At 72.5% G+C, this 17,528-nt stretch carries 10 protein-coding genes; 5 read left to right on the top strand and 5 right to left on the bottom strand.

Annotated elements, in window-relative coordinates; genetic code table 11:
- Positions 1 to 11 precede the first annotated feature (11 nt).
- The gene (locus tag VT52_RS31930) at positions 12 to 1,793 is read right to left on the bottom strand and encodes an RICIN domain-containing protein (protein WP_079175413.1); all 1,782 of its coding nucleotides are present in this window, start codon (positions 1,791 to 1,793) and stop codon (positions 12 to 14) included.
- A gap of 125 nt (positions 1,794 to 1,918) precedes the next feature.
- On the bottom strand, positions 1,919 to 3,091 hold the full coding sequence (locus VT52_RS31925) for an FAD-dependent oxidoreductase (protein WP_046428117.1): 1,173 nt from the start codon (positions 3,089 to 3,091) through the stop codon (positions 1,919 to 1,921).
- 219 nt (positions 3,092 to 3,310) lie between these two features.
- Here VT52_RS31925 and VT52_RS31920 point away from each other — a divergent pair, with 219 nt between their 5' ends.
- Entirely contained in the window at positions 3,311 to 4,321 is a 1,011-nt protein-coding gene (locus tag VT52_RS31920) for a Ppx/GppA family phosphatase (protein ID WP_046428120.1), read from the top strand.
- A gap of 42 nt (positions 4,322 to 4,363) precedes the next feature.
- Here the strand turns inward: VT52_RS31920 and VT52_RS31915 are convergent, their stop codons facing one another.
- Together VT52_RS31915 and VT52_RS31910 are read right to left on the bottom strand one after the other, a co-directional pair.
- A complete protein-coding gene (locus tag VT52_RS31915; protein ID WP_046428124.1) occupies positions 4,364 to 7,003 on the bottom strand; it encodes a beta propeller repeat protein in 2,640 nt (879 codons plus the stop codon).
- Positions 7,004 to 7,142: 139 nt separating this feature from the next.
- Positions 7,143 to 8,240, bottom strand: a complete 1,098-nt coding sequence (locus VT52_RS31910; protein WP_046428127.1) for a GNAT family N-acetyltransferase — start codon at positions 8,238 to 8,240, stop codon at positions 7,143 to 7,145.
- Between the two features lie 210 nt (positions 8,241 to 8,450).
- Here VT52_RS31910 and VT52_RS31905 point away from each other — a divergent pair, with 210 nt between their 5' ends.
- The 4 genes from VT52_RS31905 (at position 8,451) to VT52_RS31890 (ending at position 13,756) form a co-directional block, all read left to right on the top strand.
- Positions 8,451 to 8,867, top strand: coding sequence for a PaaI family thioesterase (locus VT52_RS31905; RefSeq protein ID WP_046428128.1), 417 nt, complete (start codon positions 8,451 to 8,453; stop codon positions 8,865 to 8,867).
- A gap of 690 nt (positions 8,868 to 9,557) precedes the next feature.
- Entirely contained in the window at positions 9,558 to 11,729 is a 2,172-nt protein-coding gene (locus VT52_RS31900) for a glycoside hydrolase family 31 protein (RefSeq protein ID WP_420856320.1), read from the top strand.
- Between the two features lie 127 nt (positions 11,730 to 11,856).
- The gene (locus VT52_RS31895) at positions 11,857 to 13,071 is read left to right on the top strand and encodes a carbohydrate-binding protein (protein WP_079175412.1); all 1,215 of its coding nucleotides are present in this window, start codon (positions 11,857 to 11,859) and stop codon (positions 13,069 to 13,071) included.
- Between the two features lie 193 nt (positions 13,072 to 13,264).
- Positions 13,265 to 13,756 carry a hypothetical protein gene (locus tag VT52_RS31890; protein ID WP_046428131.1) on the top strand — a complete coding sequence of 164 codons (492 nt, stop codon included), beginning with the start codon at positions 13,265 to 13,267 and terminating at the stop codon, positions 13,754 to 13,756.
- 59 nt (positions 13,757 to 13,815) lie between these two features.
- Here the strand turns inward: VT52_RS31890 and VT52_RS31885 are convergent, their stop codons facing one another.
- Positions 13,816 to 17,190 carry a pyruvate carboxylase gene (locus tag VT52_RS31885; protein ID WP_046428133.1) on the bottom strand — a complete coding sequence of 1,125 codons (3,375 nt, stop codon included), beginning with the start codon at positions 17,188 to 17,190 and terminating at the stop codon, positions 13,816 to 13,818.
- Positions 17,191 to 17,528 lie beyond the last annotated feature (338 nt).

Raw genomic sequence — 17,528 nt, 5'->3', positions numbered from 1 at the left:
TACCTGGGAGTTCAGCCCCTCGCCGGAATGAGCGTGAGGGTCTGCTCGGCGGCGGTGCGGCCGCGGCCGACGGCGCCGCGACCGGTGTCGGTCCAGGTGCGCAGCGGGACCGTCTCCGCGCCGCGGCCGGGATCGGCGGACAGGCCGAGGACGAGGCCGCTGTAGCGGTTGACGAGGTGACAGGTGCCGGCCGGGGAGGCGTCCCGGACCAGGAACCACTGCTGTCCGACGGCCGGGCTCTTCCCCCGTCGCCGGGTGGCGGTCGGCCGGGTGCCCCAGGCACGGTCCCGGGTCCTGGTGGAGTCGACGCCCAGCAGGGCGCCGGTGGCGGTGTTGGTCACCGTGTAGGCGCCGTCGCCGGTGGGCCGGAAGGTCCAGGTGGCGCGGGCGGTGGGGGTGGGCCGGACCGCCGCGGTGGTGGCGGCGCCGGGGTTCTGGGCGAGGACGCGGCCGGTGCCCGCGGCGATCCGGTAGCGGTGCCCGGCGGCCACCGGCGGGGCCGCGGGCGTGGCGGGGTCGAGGGTGAGGTCGACGTACTCGCCGTCGGCACCGTGCGCGCAGCCGTAGGCGCAGTACGAGCGGACGGTCCTGCCGACGATCGAGGAGCCGGTGCGGTTCGCGCCGTCGAGGAACCAGCGGTACCAGGAGGCGTTCGTGTAGTCGCCGGTGTCGCCGATCAGGTGCCACTTCTGGGTGGCGAGGTCGTCGGTGGCGTAGAGGTGCTGCGGCGAGTTCCCGCTCTGGTCGACGGCCTGCGGTTCGCCGATGTACAGCCCCAGGTAGGCGTCGTAGGCGATGTTCATCACGAACAGCGGGGAGGTCGGGGGCGTCTTGCCGGCCGCGATCTGCTCGGCCGTGGTGCCGGTGCTGGCCGGGTCGTACTCGTCGGCGGCGGGGACGCGGCCGGTGGGGTGGTCGGCGTCGACGGGGACGATGTCGCTCTCCTTGCCGCCGGTGCCGGGCTGCGACCATGCGCCGTCGTACCACTTGCGCCAGGAGCCGGGGGCCATCTTCGCGGCGATCGGGGCGCGGGCGACGTGCTCGTAGAAGGCCTTCCAGCCGCCCTTCTTGTCCACGATCCGGGAGCCGTAATAGACGTAGAAGTAGCCGGAGGCGGTGTCCACGAACAGGCGCTGGTCGCCGTCGCCGTAGTCGTACGTCTGGTTCGGGAAGGCGGCCGTGTCCCCGCGCACGGTGCTGAACGGGGACGTGATGACGTGGTCCTCGATGGTCCAGGTGCGGCCCCGGTCGGTGGAGACCGCGTAGTCGACGGCGTCGAAGTGCAGCCCGTCGCCGAAGGGTTGGGGGGTGAACTCGTTGTGGACCAGGCCGTACCAGTCGCCGGTGTCGGGGTCGATCCACACCCCGGACAGGTCGCAGTAGTTCTTCTGCGAGTAGCCGGAACCGGCCGGCGGGTAGCTCGCCTCGCGGCCGGTGGGGCTCTCGTCGCACCGACGGGTGGTGTCGTCGTTGCGGTCGGCGGGGTCGGCGGGGTTCACCGCGGTGCTCAGCGCGCTGTCGAAGACGGCGGTGTCGAAGTCGGTGCCGGTGTAGAAGTCCCAGCTGCGCGGGTCACTCGCGCCGTACAGGGCGGCGGACTGCTGGTAGTGGAAGGTGCCGTCCCGGTCGAGGAAGGGGCTCGCGGGGGTGTCCGTCGGGTACGGGAAGGGCACCGGGCTGCCCACGGTCACGGTGTAGGCGGGGGCGGGGGACGCCGGGGACGCGGTGGCGCCGCCCAGGACGAGGGCGACGGCCGCGGCCACGGCGCCGCCCGCTCTGCTCAACAGTCGCACGGATGCTCCTCGTTGCCGGAGGTGATGCCGAAGGACCGGTCCCACGGAACGATCAGCCCCCGACGGTGTCCCGGCAATGGACTCCCGTGCGCCGCCTCTTGCACTTTCGCGCGCGGGCCGTCCGGTCAGGCTCTCTCGGACAGCGCTGTGTGCCAGTCGAGTTGGCGGATCAGCTCCTCGTCCAGGTGATCGGGGCGGTGGTCCGGTCCGGCGGGGCGGGCGGGTTCACGGGTGCCGCGGGAGATGCCGCCGCTGACGATGATGTTGTGCTCCGCACGCGGGCGCCGGTGCCGCTCGTACGCCTCGAACGCCTTGGCGGCGTCCGGCAGATCGCGCAGCGCCTTGGCGAGGACGACCGCGTCCTCCAGCGCCGTCGACGCGCCCCGCCCGGTGGCCGGGGAGGCCGCGTGGGCCGCGTCGCCGATGAGCAGCACCCTGCCGGTGTGCCAGCGGGCGCCGAGCGGCATCTCGGTGGCGTTGGTGGCCATCACGGGGTCCGGGCAGGCCGCGACGAGTGCGGCGGCGGGCGTGGCGTCCTTGCGCAGCAGGGGCAGCAGTTCCGCGCGCGGTACGGCATTTCGCGCGCCCGGCCCCCGCTCGGGCAGCGGGTCGCCGCCGACGCGGGCGAACCAGTACGCCTCCCCCGTCGGCGCCGTCGCGTATCCGAAGGCGCTCTCGCTGCCGCGCACCATGGTGATGACACCGTCGCCGACCGCGCCCGGGGCGCCGGGCGTGCGGCCGTAGAAGACCCGCTGTCCCGCGTGGACGGGCCGGATGCCGGGCGTGAGGGCGCGGCGGACGGCGGAGTTCAGGCCGTCGGCTCCGATGAGCAGGTCGCCGGTGGCGGTGGTGCCGTCGCCGAAGCGCGCGGTGACCCCGTACGGGCCGTCCGTCACCGAGGTCAGCCGGGCGCCGTGGACGAGGCGGACGCCGCGGCCCGAGACCTCCCGCTGGAGAGCCGAGTTCAGCTCGCCCCGGCGCAGACAGCGGTAGCGCAGATCGGGTTCGGCGACCTCGCCGAGCGGCACGTGGGCCAGTTCGGTGCCCTCCGCGTCCAGCAGGCGCAGTGAAGTCAGCGGAAAACCGATGGCCGTCACGGCCCGGGTGGCGTCCAGCTGGGCCAGGGCGCGCATGCCGGTGCTGGCCAGGGTGAGGAAGGCGCCGACGTCCTGGTCCGCGCCGGAGTGCGCCTCGTACACGCGCACGTCGAAGCCCGCGCGGCGCAGGCCCAGGGCGGCGGCGCTGCCCGCGATGCCGCCGCCGATCACCAGGACTCTGGTCGCTGCCGTACCGGTCATGTGCCGCTCCCCATGCCGACAGTGGTGACGACCATCCAAGTACAGCCATGGACCGGGGGTGCCGGGTGGGGCCCGGATCCGGACAGGAGCGGGCACCCCGCCGTCGCGCGCCGGTGGGTGCCCGTGTGCCCCCGGGCGCCGACCTCGAGGGCGCGGTGTGCGCGCGACCGCCCCTCGGGGGCAGGCGTTCCGGCGGGCGGAGTGGGTACGGACCCGGCCATGCGGGTGAGCGTGGTGGACGCGGGTTCGAACACGGTCCGACTGGTGATCGCGGATGTGGAGGGGGGTGTTCCGCTGCCGGTGCACACCGTCAAGTGGAAGCTGCGCCTGTCCGAGCAGGTCGCCGCGGACGGCACGATCGCCGAGGAGGCGGTGGAGCGGCTGGTGGGGGCGGTGGCCGAGGCGGGCGAGACGGCGCTGCGCTGGAAGGCCGCGGGCCCGCTGGCGTTCGCCACCGCGGTGGTCCGGGGCGCGCCGAACCGGGCGGAGGTGCTGGAGCGGGTGGCGGCCGGGACCGGGATCCGGATGTGCACCCTGCCGGGTGAGACCGAGGCCGAGCTGACGTTCCTCGCGGCCCGCCGCTGGCTCGGCTGGAAGGCGGGCCCGCTCGCGCTGCTCGACATCGGCGGGGGCTCGCTGGAGGTGGCCTTCGGGCGGGGCCGGCTGCCCGACTTCGCGGCCTCGCTCCCGCTGGGCGCGAACCGGCTGACCCGTGAGTACCTGGACGTCCAGGACCCGCCCGGGGCGGGCGAGCTGAAGGAACTGCGCCGCCGGATCCGGCACGAACTGCGGGACGTGGCGGCGCGGATCCGGTGGGAGTCACCGCGCACCGCGGCGGTCAGCTCCCGTACGTTCCAGCAGCTGGCCCGGCTGTGCGGGGCCGCGCCGGGACGGTTCGGCCCGTTCGAGCCGCGCGCGCTGCGGCGCCGGGACCTGCGCGAGGCGACGCACACCCTGGCAGCGCTGCCCGCCGCCGAGCGGGCCCAGTTGCCCGGCATCTCCGCGCCGCGTGCCGCGCAGAGCCTGGCCGGTGCCGTGGTCGGGCACACGGCCCTGAAGCTGATGGGGCTGCGCCGGGCCGTGGTCTGCCCGTGGGCGATCCGCGAGGGCATCCTGCTGCGGTACGTCGAGGACGGCGCCGACTGGTGGACGCGGACCACGCAGGCCTGTCCCACTGCGGCGCCGTCCCCGGCGGTGTCGCTGCGGAGCGTCGCGGGGCCCTCCGCCTAGCGCGCGGGAGGGGCGGCCGGGCCGCCCCTCCCCCGGCCCCGGTCAGCGCAGCTTGCCGACCTTGAGGGTGTAGATGCCCCGGCCGTGCGTGGCGGCGTACAGCGTGCGGCCGTCGGGGCTGGTCTTCAGCTGGAGCACGGCGACGGCCGGCAGGTCGCCGGCGCGCTTCCAGGTGGTGCTGCCCGGCGCCCGGTAGACGACGCCGAGGTCGGTGCCGACGGCGAGGCCGCCGTTCGCGGTCACCAGCGCGGAGTCGGTGGGCACGTCCGGCAGATTGCCGGAGATGTCCTTCCAGGTGGTACCGCCGTCCATGGACTCGAACACGTGGCCGACGCCGGCGCCGGGGCCCTCGGTCCACTGCCGGGAGAAGCCGTTGACCGTCAGATAGACGTGGTCGGCGTCGTGCGGGTCGATGGCGAAGCCGCTGAGGTAGCGGTTGGGCACCGTGCCGTCCACGGGCAGGTTGATGTCGTGCCAGCCGGTGCCGTCCGCGTTGCCGACGGCGATGCCGCGGGCGAAGCCCTGGTTGTTGCAGGGGCCGCACCAGGCGGCGTAGACCTTGCCCCCGGAGGCGGCGACGGCGGTGGCGGTACGGCCCGCGCCGAGGTCGTGGGCGCTGGTCCACTCGGAGCCGCTGCGGATGGCGTAACCGTGGTGCTGCACCCAGACGTGGCGGCCACCCGCGACCCAGGTGTCGCCGTCCTTGAGGTCGGCTGCGAGCGGGGCGATGAAGCGGGCCTCGTCGGTGGCGTTGTCGGGCGGGGCGACCGAGTACGACGTGATCTTGCTCGGATCGTCGACCCAGCCGCCGTCGTTCACCGCGCAGTTCTGGGTGACCTGGATGGCGAGGTAGACGTACTCCTGGGCGATGTCGCACCCGTTGGCGGGATCGGTGAGGGTGTCGCCGCCGTCGCCGCCGAAGTTGGAGCCCATCACCTTGTCGTCGCCGCGCAGGATGGACTGGCCGTTGTCCTGGAGACCGCCGGTGACGGAGACGCCCCCGTTGTCGAGGTCCTTGCCGATGCCCACCGAGTAGTACTGAAGGGCGTCGATGGTGCCGTCGTTCAGCGAGGTCCAGTCGGTGGCGTGGCCGTCGGCGTCCTGGGAGCCGTTCACCGGACGCTTGTAGATGCCGCCGTCGTTGCCGACGTACACGTACGGCTTGCCGTGGTAGGTACCGATGGCGACGCCGTGCTGGTCGGAGTGGGTGGTCGGGTTGCAGTCACCGGTCTGCTTGGAGGGGTCGATGTTCCAGCAGGAGAAGGTGAAGTTCCAGTACGGGCCGACGGTGGACCAGGTGCTGCCGCCGTCCTCGGTCTCGTAGACCTCCTCCAGGCCGGCGTACAGGTGCTCCGGGTTCTTCGGGTCGACGGCGAGGAACTGGTTGTACCAGGCCTGCACCCCGGGCATGTAACCCGCCGAGTCCAGCGCCGAGTTGTCGGCGGCCAGGCCCTTGTAGTCGGCGATCTTCGTCCAGGGGCCGGTCGGCGAACCGGACTTGGAGACGTAGATGCCCTCCAGACCGCTGTCCGGGTTGGTTTCGAGCTGCTGCGGCGACTGGTCGATGGCGTAGTAGCGGGAGCCGTCGGCGGAGCGGGCGAAGGTCACGTTGCCGACGTCGTCCGGGTCGGCCGGGAGGTCGCCGAGTCCGTCGGTGATCCGCTTCCAGGCGCCGTCGCTCCTGGTGTAGAAGCCGTTGTAGTCGTCGCCGCTGCGCCAGCCGATCGCGAGGACCACCTTGGAGGGGTCCTTGGGGTCGATGGCGATGTCGTTGGCGATGTTCTTGTACGCCGCGTCCGGGTCGTGGGCCTTCGGACCGTTCGGCAGATAGTCCGGGTTGGGCGCGAACTCCAGCTTCCAGGGGCCCTTCAGATGCCTGGTGGAGTGGCTCCACACGCCCTCGCTGGTGGCCGCCCACACCGTGTCGCCGGCGAAGCGCAGCTCGTGGATGCTGGTGCTCTCCAGCTCGTCGCCGCCGACCCGGGTGCGCTGGGAGAATGTGCCGTGGTGCGGGTGGGCGAGGACGTAGACGCCGCTGCCGAGGTAGGCGTCGGCGTTGGTGGTGGCCTCGCCGGTGCCCAGCCACAGCCTGCCACGCGGGTCGAGGGCGAGGGCTCCGGTGGACTGGGAGGGCAGCTTGTCGCTGATGGGCTGCCACCTGCCGCCGCCGGTGCGCGAGCGCCAGACGCCGCCGCCCGCGCTGCCCGCGTACACGTAACCGTCGTCGTCAGCGGCGACGGCGGCCATGCGGCCGGTGACATTGCCCGAGCCGCCGCTCGAGTTGGAGTCGTAGTCGCGGTAGCGAGGGTCGTCCGAGTTGTACGGCAGGTCGGTGATGTTGTGCCAACTGCCGCCGGTCTTCTTGAGTTTGCCCAGGTCTCCCCAGGCGGCGCCGTAGGCGCCCGGAGCGACGACGCCGGGCGAGGTGCGGGCCTCGGCGAACTGGTCCGCTCCCTCGGCGATCTCGTCCGCCTCGTTGCCGCCGTCGTCGTCCCCCGACAGGTGCGGCGTCATGGCGCCCACCGAGTGCGTCCGCGCCTTGGCGAGCTGGTCGAGGGTGCGGACGCCGAAGGGGCTCGCCGAGCGGCCGGCGGCCGACGACGGGGGTATCGCCACGAGCGCCGCCGACGCGGTGATCGCACAGACGGTGAACCACCGTCGTCTGCGGGATGGTTCGGACACCAGACCTCCAGGAATGAGGCGTTCGACTCTGCCGACGCAGGAGACCTGATCACACACACGCGCCGCGTGGGGCCACTTGGCAAACTTTTGACGCGTACGTGTCAGTAATATCCGGCGGCCCCTCGTGGACCCCTTCGGCTCAGGGCCCCGCCGGGCCCTGCCCTCGGGTACGCAGGGCGCCCGCCGTCCGCAGCAGCCGGTCGGCGGGTTCACGCAGCCGGGGGTGGGCCAGCACGGTGTTGCGCAGACCGCGCGCGGGCCCTCGCCACAGGCGATGGGCGAGGGCCACCGGGTGCGGCCGGGTCAAGAAGCCTTCCCCGACCCGGAGTTCGCGGGTCTTCAGCCAGTCCTTGTACTCCTTGTCGCCGCGCCCGAGATCCACCGTGCCGACCCCGTGCCGGGCGGCGGCCTCGGCGGTCCGCAGATGCATCATCAGCCCCGGTGAGTAGCGGTGCAGTCCGGGGTCGTACGCGGTGAACCAGGCCGCCAGGACCGTGCCCGACCGGGGCCCGAAGTGGGCGGCGACCGGGCGGTCCCCGGCGTAGAGGACGGACAGCACACCCGCGCAGTGCTGCGCGCGGAGGCGGAACAGCTCCTCGACCAGGGCGACGATCCAGGGCCGGGCGAACCGGTCCATGCGGCCGGTCCTGCGGTACTGCGCGGACTTCCAGCGCATGAGGGTGCGCAGCACCTCGGGGTCCCGCTCGTCGAACACGAAGCGCACCTCGCCGACGTCCCGGCCCAGGCGGCGCTCCTTCTTCAGGGTCGTCTTGGCCTGCCGGGGGTAGGTGCCGCGCAGCCATGCGGCGTAGTCGCCGTCGCCCGGCCGCACGTCGATGACGGGGGAGGCGAAGGTTCCGGTGACGTAGGGCGCGAACGGCCGCTGTCCGGCGACGAGATGATCGAACTCGAAGCTGCTCAGCCCGCAGGTCCGCAGCAACTCCCCGGAGTCCCAGGTGACTCCGGGCCGGTGCACCAGGGCCTGGCAGTCGGAGAGCCCGAGTCCGATCGCCCGGCCGACGCCGAACGGCCGCCGCTCGTAGGGCAGGAAGCCGACGTCACGCCCGCCCTCGCGCAGCACGGCCACCCGGGCCCCGCCCCGGTGCCGGCCGACGGCGAGGGCGAACTCCGGGGCGAGGAAGGGGTTGGCGAACTCGGGCGACCCGTCCATCGCCTCGTGCCAGGACCGGAGCTGACCGGGTGTCAGCTCACCGGTTCCGTGGACGGTGATCTCCACTCGGCTCCCCCGCCTTCCAGCCGCGCCGTGGACGCTCGCTCCCCGCCGTGCGCCGCTGCTCAAAACTGGCGAAACCGACGGACCCTGTCAAGGGCGCGCAGGGCGACGCGGGGGCGGCCGCACGCTCGTGGACCCCCCGTTCCGCCACGGCGGAGGACATCGGCTGGCAGACTTCCTGATCATCCTGGCCCTCATGAAAGGCGGTACGTCATGACGTCCCACTTCGAGCCCGCCGAGCTGCTGGCCACCATGCCGTTCGCGGCCGGTCTCGGCATCGAGCTGCGGGAGGCCACCGCAGAGCGCACCGTGGGCTCACTCGCCTGGTCACCCGAGGCGTGCACGGCCGGCGGCGCGCTGCACGGCGGGGCGCTGATGGCGCTGGCGGACAGCGTGGGCGCGGTGTGCGCCTACCTCAACCTGCCAAAGGGGGCGGCCGGCACCTCCACGGTCGAGTCCAAGACCAACTTCCTCCGGGCCCTCACCTCGGGGCACGTCCACGCCACGGCCCGGCCACTGCACCTCGGCGGCACGCTGATCGTGGTGCAGACGGATCTGCGCGACGACCGGGACCGGCTGGTCGGGCAGACCACGCAGACCCAGATCGTGCTGCGCGGACAGGCCGGCTGAGACCTCGCGGCCGCACGGGCCGGACCGCGCCGGGGGGCGGGGTCCGGCCCGTCGCCGTGTGCGCCCGCGCCCTCCCGGGAGGCGTCCCGGATCAGCCCGCGGTATTGACATGAACCTGTGCCTCCTTCGAGTCTTCGTGCGTGAAGTTGCTTGAATGAGCACTTCTTCAAGCACTTCCACGCAAGCTCATGTACTCCGCACCGACGCGAGGGGAGCTGTTCCGCCGTGCGAAGACTCCGACATCGGGTGCCGTGGCCGGCCTGGGTGCCGCTGGGGCTGGTGACCGCCCTGGCCGGCACCGCGCTGGTCGTCCCGGCGCCCGCCGCGGCCGCCGCCACCGGCGCCGTGCTGGACCCCGCCCACAGCAGTGTCAGCTGGCAGAGCCCCGTCTACGCCAAGGGCACCGGCGGCGGCCCCGGGGACTGCCCCGCCCCCGGCACCGACCCCGGCAACGAGGTCTGCGACCGCTTCGACCTGGCCGTCTCGGTGCCGGCCGGCTACTGGGACGACAACCCCGAGGGCGGCGTCCCGCTGGCCGTCAGATGGGAGCACCCCACCGACGACTTCGACCTGTACGTGTACGACGACCACGGCGCCCAGGTGGCCTCCAGCGCGGGCACCGCCGACCCCGAGGCCACCGTGATCCCGCGCGCGTCGGGGACCTACCACGTGGTGGTCGTGCCGTACGACGTGCACGACAACTCCTTCACCGGCACGGCGTACCTGCCCGCGACCGAGGACGCCGGTGACCTGACGTCCTTCTCCGGGCGCGACGGCAGCTACACGATCAGGGCCGGCGGGCTCGTGGCGCGCGCCGATTTCCTGACCGGTGGTCAACTCCGGCTCCAGGCTGACCCGTCGGGCTCGCTGAGCGACCCGGCCGGCACCGAGATCGTGCGAGCGGAGCCTGCCGCGGACCGGCACACCTCGTCCTTCGACGCGGGCGACTACTACGGTGTACGCGCCTCCGGCGCCGTGCTGCGCGTGTACAAGAAGCCGCTGCGGTTCGGTCTGTACAAGGCGGACGACCGCACCCGGATCTGGCAGGAGGACAAACCGCTGCGGTGGTCCACCGGCGGGATGCGGCAGAGCCTCGACCGCGGCGCCCACGAGCAGTTCTTCGGCGGCGGCGAGCAGAACGGCGGCTTCTCGCACCGCGGGCGGACGATGTACGTGTCCAACAGCTTCGACTGGGACGAGGGCGGCTACAACAACTCCCAGCCGTTCTACCTCTCCAGCGCGGGCTACGGCGTCTTCCGTAACACCTTCGCCCCGGGCGTGTACACCTTCGGCGCGCCGGTCACCACCGGACAGCAGGAACGGCGCCTGGACGCCTACTACTTCCTCGGCGACGCCAAGCAGGTCATCGGCAAGTACACGAAGCTGGTGGGCAAGCCGTTCATGCCCCCGGTCTACGGCCTGGAGCCCGGCGACTCCGACTGCTATCTGCACAACGCCAACCGGGGCGAGCGGCACACCCTGGACGCGCTGAAGGTCGCCGACGGCTACACCGAGCACCAGATGCCGCTGGGCTGGATGCTGGTCAACGACGGCTACGGCTGCGGCTACGAGGACCTCCAGCAGACCGCCCAGGGCCTGCGGGACCACCACGCCCAGCTCGGCCTGTGGACGCAGGACGGCATCGACAAGCTGGCCGACCAGGTCAAGGCGGGCCAGCGGGTGGCCAAGCTGGACGTGGCCTGGGTCGGCGACGGCTACCGGTTCGCGCTGGACGCCTGCGACGCGGCGAAGAAGGGCATCGAGGACAACAGCGACGCGCGCGGCTTCGTCTGGCTGCCCGTCTCCTGGGCGGGCGCCCAGCGCTGCGGGGTGCTGTGGAGCGGCGACCAGCAGCTGTCCTGGGACTACATCCGCTGGCAGATCCCGACCTACGCCGGGGCGACGATGTCCGGCATCGCCTACGACACGGGCGACGTGGGCAGCATCTACCGCCACGACGCCAAGATGTACGCCCGCGACCTCCAGTGGAAGGCGTTCCTGCCGTCCATCATGACCATGGACGGCTGGGCCACCGACCTGACCACCAAGAAGCCCGCCGACCAGCAGCCGTGGCTGGACGGCGAGCCGTACACCTCCATCAACCGCAAGTACCTCCAGCTGAAGGAGCGGCTGCTGCCGTACATGTACACCCTCTCCGCCGGCGCGGCGAAGAGCGGTGTGGGCGCGGTGCGTCCGCTGTGGCTGGAGTACCCGGACGACCCGGGCACCCTGGGCGCGAACGCCAAGTACGAGTTCCTGTCCGGCCCCGACTTCCTGGTCGCGCCGGTCTACCAGGACTCCGACACCCGTGACGGCATCTACCTGCCCAAGGGCACCTGGACCGACTACTGGACGGGCCGCACCTACCAGGGCCCGACCACGGTCAACGGCTACCACGCGCCGCTGGACACGCTTCCGCTGTTCGTGCGCGAGGGCGCGGTGGTCCCCATGTGGCCGAAGGGCACCACGAGTTGGCAGACCCGGGACCGGCACGAGCTGGACTGGGACCTGTACCCGTCGGCCCACGGCACCAGCCACTACACGCTGTACGAGGACGACGGCGTGACCCGCGACTTCGCCAAGGGCGCCGCCGCCACCCAGCGGGTCTCCGTGCACCGGGACCCGCACGGCACGAGCGTCTCCGTCGGCGCGAGCAAGGGCGCGTACACGGGCAAGGTGACGGACCGGACGTACCGGTTCACCGTGCACGGCGGTTCCGCGCCCGCCCAAGTGCTGGTGGACGGGCGCCGGCTTCCGGCCTCCGCCTGGTCGTTCGACCCGGCGACCCACGTCACGACGATCACCACGGCGAGCCTGCCGCTGGACCGGGGCTTCGGTCTGCGATTGGTCGACAAAAGGTAAAGCAATCGCATGGTCTAGTCCAAAGAGCAAGTTGGTCTAGGCCAACTTGTTGACGTGGCCGCAACAGCTCCCGGAGGGTGGGGGCTCCTCCCCCACCCGGGTTCTCCCCACCCTCTGGAGGCACGCAGTGAGACGTCTTCACGCCTGTCTGAGCGCGGCGGCCGCCGTCGTACTGACCGCCGCGGGCACCACCGGCCTGGTCGCGGCCAACGCCTCGGGCGCCACCGGCCAGGACGCCCTGGGCAACCGCTGGTACGCGGCCGCCCCCTATCTGATGCCGCTGGACAACGACCCGCCCGACCCGGCCGCCATCATGGACGCCACCGGTCTCAAGGCGTTCCAGCTGGCCTTCGTGCTCGCCCCCAACGGCGGTGGCTGCTCCCCCACCTGGGGTGGTACGGCCCCCGTCTCCTCGGACACCGCCGTACAGTCGACGATCTCCACCATCCGCGCCAAGGGCGGCGACGTGTCCGTCTCCATCGGCGGCTACGGCGGCACCAAGCTCGGCCAGGCCTGCGCGGACGCGGCGTCCACGGCGGCGGCGTACCAGCAGGTGATCACCAAGTACGGCCTGCACGCCATCGACTTCGACCTGGAGGAGCCGGAGTACGAGAACACCGCGGCCATCAAGAACGAGATCGGCGCGGCCAGGATCCTCCAGCAGAACAATCCGGGTCTGTACGTCTCCGTGACCACGGCCGGCACGGTGGACGGCACCGGCTGGTTCGGCAAGCAGATGCTCCTGGAGGCGAAGTCGCAGGGGTTCATCCCGAACAACTTCTCCATCATGCCCTTCGACGGCGGCTTCAGCGGCGCGGCGAGCCAGACCGCCGCGCTGACCAATTTCAACTCGATCCTCCGGTCCACCTTCGGCTGGGACGAGGCCACCGCCTACGCCCACGAGGGCTTCTCCGGCATGAACGGCCGCAGCGACACCGGCGAGATCTTCAGCCAGAGCGACTTCCAGACCGTGCTGGACTACGCGACCAGCCACCACATGGACCGGTTCACCTTCTGGGCACTCAACCGCGACCGGCAGTGCAGCCCGCCGGACAACGGGGGCCGTACGTCCGGGACTTGTTCGAGCGTGGCGCAGAGCGACTGGGACTTCGCGAAGTACTCGGTGAAGTTCGCGGGCGTCACCCCGCCGACCGGCACTCCGACCCCCACCCCGACGCCGACCCCGGTCTCCTGCGAGCCCGCGTGGAACTCGTCCACCGCGTACACGGGCGGGTCCGAGGTGTCGTACGCGCAGCACAACTGGAAGGCCAAGTGGTGGACCCAGAACGAGGTGCCCGGCGCCTCCACCTGGGGTCCCTGGCAGGACGAGGGCGCCTGCTGAGCCCGCCCCCACCCCCCGTGGCCGGGGACGCGTCCGGTGTTCGTCACGCCGGCCGCGTCCCCGGCCACGGGCCTGTCCGGAACCGGTCCGTCCGGGTGACACGCGGTGCGACCTGCGCGACTGGTGGAATGCGCCAGGTGGCCGTAGCGTCGATGTGACCTGCTCGGACACGGCACGAACGGTGGGAGCGGCCATGCGCGGATCAGTGGTGGGAACGGCGGTGACCCTGGCGGCAGCGGCTCTGCTGGCGGCGGGGACGACGACGGCTTCGGCCAGTCCGCCGACCACGACCGCGTCGCCGGCCGCGACGGCGCGGGGCGGGGCGGGGAACCGGGTGCTGGTGGACTGCTTCTCCCACCGCAATGTGCGCCCCACGGACTTCATCCTGGCCTGCGGTGACGGCAACAGCCGCCTCAAGGGGCTCCACTGGACCTCCTGGGGGTCCGGCGGCGCCACGGGCACGGGCACGAACTGGGTGAACGACTGCCAGCCGTACTGCGCGGCCGGCACCTTCCACCCCTACCCGGTGGTCATCCGGCTCAGCGGCGGCACGCAGTGGAAGAAGCACCCCTCCTTCGAGCGCTTCACGCAGCTGACCCTGACCTACACCGGCGCGCGGCCGCAGGGGTTCCAGCACGTGATGTCGTACCCGCTCTGGGACGGCCCCGCGAGCCCGCGCGACTGATGACCCGATGACGCGGAAGCGGCCGTGTCCGGTGCGGACACAGCCGCTTCCGCGCGGGCTCAGCCGATCTCGACCAGCAGGTCGCCGCCCTCCACCTGCTGGATCCGGTTGATGGCCAGCCGGGACACCCGGCCCGCCTTCGGAGCCGTGATGGAGGCCTCCATCTTCATCGCCTCGATGGTGGCGACGGTGACGCCGGCCGCCACCTCGTCGCCCTCGGCCACGGAGAGCGTCACCACACCGGCGAACGGCGCGGCCACATGGCCCGGGTTCGAGCGGTCGGCCTTCTCCGTCACCGGCACGTCCGAGGCGGCCGCCCGGTCACGCACCTGGATGGGCCGCAGCTGGCCGTTGAGCGTGGACATCACCGTGCGCATACCGCGCTCGTCGGCCTCGCCGATCGCCTGGAGCTCGATCAGCAGCCGCACACCGGGCTCCAGGTCGACGGCGTACTCCTTGCCCGGACGCAGACCGTAGAAGAACGCCTTGCTGTCCAGGACGCTCGTGTCGCCGTACGACTGCCGGTGGCCCTCGAACTCCCTGGTGGGCGCCGGGAACAGCAGCCGGTTGAGGGTGGCCCTGCGGTCCTTGGCCAGGCCCTCGCGGTCCTCGGTGGACAGCTCGGGGACCGGCTTGGCCGCCGCGCGGCCCTGGAGCGCCTTGGTGCGGAACGGCTCCGGCCAGCCGCCGGGCGGCGTGCCCAGTTCCCCGCGCAGGAAGCCGATCACCGAGTCGGGGATGTCGAACCTCTCGGGGGTCTGTTCGAAGTCCTTGGGGGAGACCCCGGCGCCCACCAGGTGCAGGGCGAGGTCGCCGACCACCTTCGAGGACGGGGTGACCTTGACCAGGTGCCCGAGGATGCGGTCGGCGGCGGCGTACATCGCCTCGATGTCCTCGAAGCGGTCACCGAGGCCGAGGGCGACCGCCTGGGTGCGCAGGTTGGACAGCTGGCCGCCGGGGATCTCGTGGTGGTAGACGCGTCCGGTCGGCGCGGCGAGGCCCGCCTCGAACGGAGCGTAGATCCGGCGCACGCCCTCCCAGTACGGCTCCAGGTCGCCGACCGCCTGGAGGTCGAGGCCGGTGGGCCGCTCGGAGTGGTCGGTGGCGGCCACGATCGCGGACAGCGACGGCTGGGAGGTCGTCCCGGCCATCGAGGCGACCGCGCCGTCCACCGCGTCCGCGCCCGCCTGGATCGCGGCGAGGTAGGTGGCGAGCTGGCCGCCCGCGGTGTCGTGGGTGTGCAGGTGCACGGGCAGGTCGAACTCGCGGCGCAGCGCCGAGACCAGGGTGGCGGCGGCCGGGGCGCGCAGCAGTCCGGCCATGTCCTTGATGGCGAGGACATGGGCGCCGGCGTCGACGATCTGCTCGGCGAGCCGCAGGTAGTAGTCGAGGGTGTAGAGCCGCTCCGCGGGGTCGCTCAGGTCGCCGGTGTAGCAGAGGGCGACCTCGGCGACCGCCGTGCCGGTCTCGCGCACGGCCTCGATGGCGGGGCGCATCTGGCCGACGTCGTTGAGGGCGTCGAAGATGCGGAAGATGTCGATGCCGGTGGCGGCGGCCTCCTGCACGAAGGCGTCGGTGACCTCCGTCGGGTACGGCGTGTAGCCCACGGTGTTGCGGCCGCGCAGCAGCATCTGGAGGCAGATGTTGGGCACGGCCTCGCGCAGGGCGGCCAGCCGCTCCCAGGGGTCCTCGGCGAGGAAGCGCAGGGCGACGTCGTAGGTGGCGCCGCCCCAGCACTCCAGGGACAGCAGTTCGGGCAGGGTGCGGGCGACGACGGGGGCGACGGCCAGCAGGTCCTTGGTGCGCACCCGGGTGGCGAGCAGCGACTGGTGGGCGTCGCGGAAGGTGGTGTCGGTGACACCGATCGTCGGCGACTCGCGCAGCCGCCGGGCGAAGCCCTCGGGGCCGAGCTCCACGAGGAGCTGCCGCGATCCGGCGGGCGGCTCGGCGGCGGCCGGCACCGGCAGCTTGGTCGACGGGTCGAGGAGGTCGGGCCGTTCGCCGTGCGGCTTGTTCACGGTCACATCGGCGAGGTAGGTGAGCAGCTTGGTGCCGCGGTCCGCGGAGGAGCGGGCCGTGAGCAGGTGCGGGCGCTCCTCGATGAACGAGGTGGTGATCCGCCCGGCCTGGAAGTCCGGGTCGTCCAGCACCGCCTGGAGGAAGGGGATGTTGGTGGACACTCCGCGGATGCGGAACTCGGCGACGGCACGCCGGGCGCGGCCGATGGCGGCCTTGAAGTCCCTCCCCCGGCAGGTGAGTTTGACCAGCATGGAGTCGAAGTGGGCGCTGATCTCCGTACCGGCGTGGGTGGTTCCGCCGTCGAGCCGGATGCCGGAGCCGCCCGGCGAGCGGTAGGCGCTGATCCTGCCGGTGTCCGGCCGGAAGCCGTTGGCGGGGTCCTCGGTGGTGATACGGCACTGCAGCGCGGCCCCGTGCAGGGTGATCGTCTCCTGGGCGAGGCCGAGGTCGGCGAGGGTCTCGCCGGCGGCGATCCGCAGCTGTGCCTGGACCAGGTCGACGTCCGTGACCTCCTCGGTGACGGTGTGCTCGACCTGGATGCGCGGGTTCATCTCGATGAAGACGTGGTTGCCGTCCCGGTCGAGCAGGAACTCCACGGTGCCCGCGTTGCGGTAGCCGATCTCGCGGGCGAAGCGTACGGCGTCGGCGCAGATCCGCTCGCGCAGCCCGGGGTCGAGGTTCGGGGCGGGCGCCAGCTCGATGACCTTCTGGTGGCGGCGCTGGAGCGAGCAGTCGCGCTCGAAGAGGTGGACGACATCGCCCTCGCCGTCGGCGAGGATCTGTACCTCGATGTGGCGCGGGTCGACCACGGCCCGCTCCAGGAACACGGTCGGGTCGCCGAACGCGGACGCCGCCTCCCGGGAGGCGGCCTCGATGGACTCGCGCAGCTGGGCGGGGTCCTCGACCCGGCGCATGCCGCGACCGCCGCCGCCCGCGACCGCCTTCACGAACACGGGGAAGCCGATCTCCTCGGCGGCCCGCACCAGTTCGTCCACGTCGGTGGAGGGCTGGGAGGAACCGAGCACCGGTACGCCGGCCGCGCGGGCGGCGGCGACCGCGCGCGCCTTGTTGCCGGTCAGCTCCAGCGTGGCCGTGGCGGGGCCGACGAAGGTGATGCCCGCCTCCTCGCAGGCGCGGGCCAGCTCCGGGTTCTCGGACAGGAAGCCGTAGCCGGGGTAGACGGCGTCCGCCCCGGCCCGGCGGGCGGCGGACACGATCTCCTCGACGGAGAGGTAGGCGCGCACCGGGTGCCCCGGCTCCCCGATCTCGTAGGCCTCGTCGGCCTTGAGCCGGTGGAGCGAGTTGCGGTCCTCGTGGGGGAACACGGCGACGGTGCGCGCGCCGAGTTCGTAGCCCGCCCGGAACGCGCGGATCGCGATCTCTCCGCGGTTGGCGACCAGCACCTTACGGAACATCCTGGAATCCCTTCAGCTGCCTGGCGGCGACGAACGTCATGGTGGTCAAGACACGCCCTGCCCTGCCGTTTCCCGCGCAACCCTAGGGGCTGCCCGTGCGGGGCCGTATGCGAAAACCATCACACCGAGGGTGTGGGCGGCGCCACAGGTGTGTGCGCCGGTTCGGGGCGGGTTTCCGGCCGGGGCCGCGGGGCCGGGGGCGCGGGCAGGGGCGTGAGCCGTGGCCCGGGGCGCGTCCCGGTCAGCGTTCGAGGGAGGTCATCGCGGTGCTGCCGGTGCGGCTGACGGTGGGACGGGGGGAGGTGGGGGCGGGGACGACGGCGGAGGCGGGGGCGGCC

Source organism: Streptomyces malaysiense, from assembly GCF_000980885.2.
Classification (GTDB): domain Bacteria; phylum Actinomycetota; class Actinomycetes; order Streptomycetales; family Streptomycetaceae; genus Streptomyces; species Streptomyces malaysiense.
The sequence above is the reverse complement of the archived record's forward strand: the minus strand, read 5'-3'. Positions and strand labels throughout refer to the sequence as shown.

Coding starts and splice junctions, on each gene's coding strand:
- VT52_RS31925 (WP_046428117.1), bottom strand. CDS start 3,091: ATGACCGGTACGGCAGCGACCAGAGTCCTGGTGATCGGCGGCGGCATC.
- VT52_RS31920 (WP_046428120.1), top strand. CDS start 3,311: ATGCGGGTGAGCGTGGTGGACGCGGGTTCGAACACGGTCCGACTGGTG.
- VT52_RS31905 (WP_046428128.1), top strand. CDS start 8,451: ATGACGTCCCACTTCGAGCCCGCCGAGCTGCTGGCCACCATGCCGTTC.
- VT52_RS31890 (WP_046428131.1), top strand. CDS start 13,265: ATGCGCGGATCAGTGGTGGGAACGGCGGTGACCCTGGCGGCAGCGGCT.
- VT52_RS31885 (WP_046428133.1), bottom strand. CDS start 17,190: ATGTTCCGTAAGGTGCTGGTCGCCAACCGCGGAGAGATCGCGATCCGC.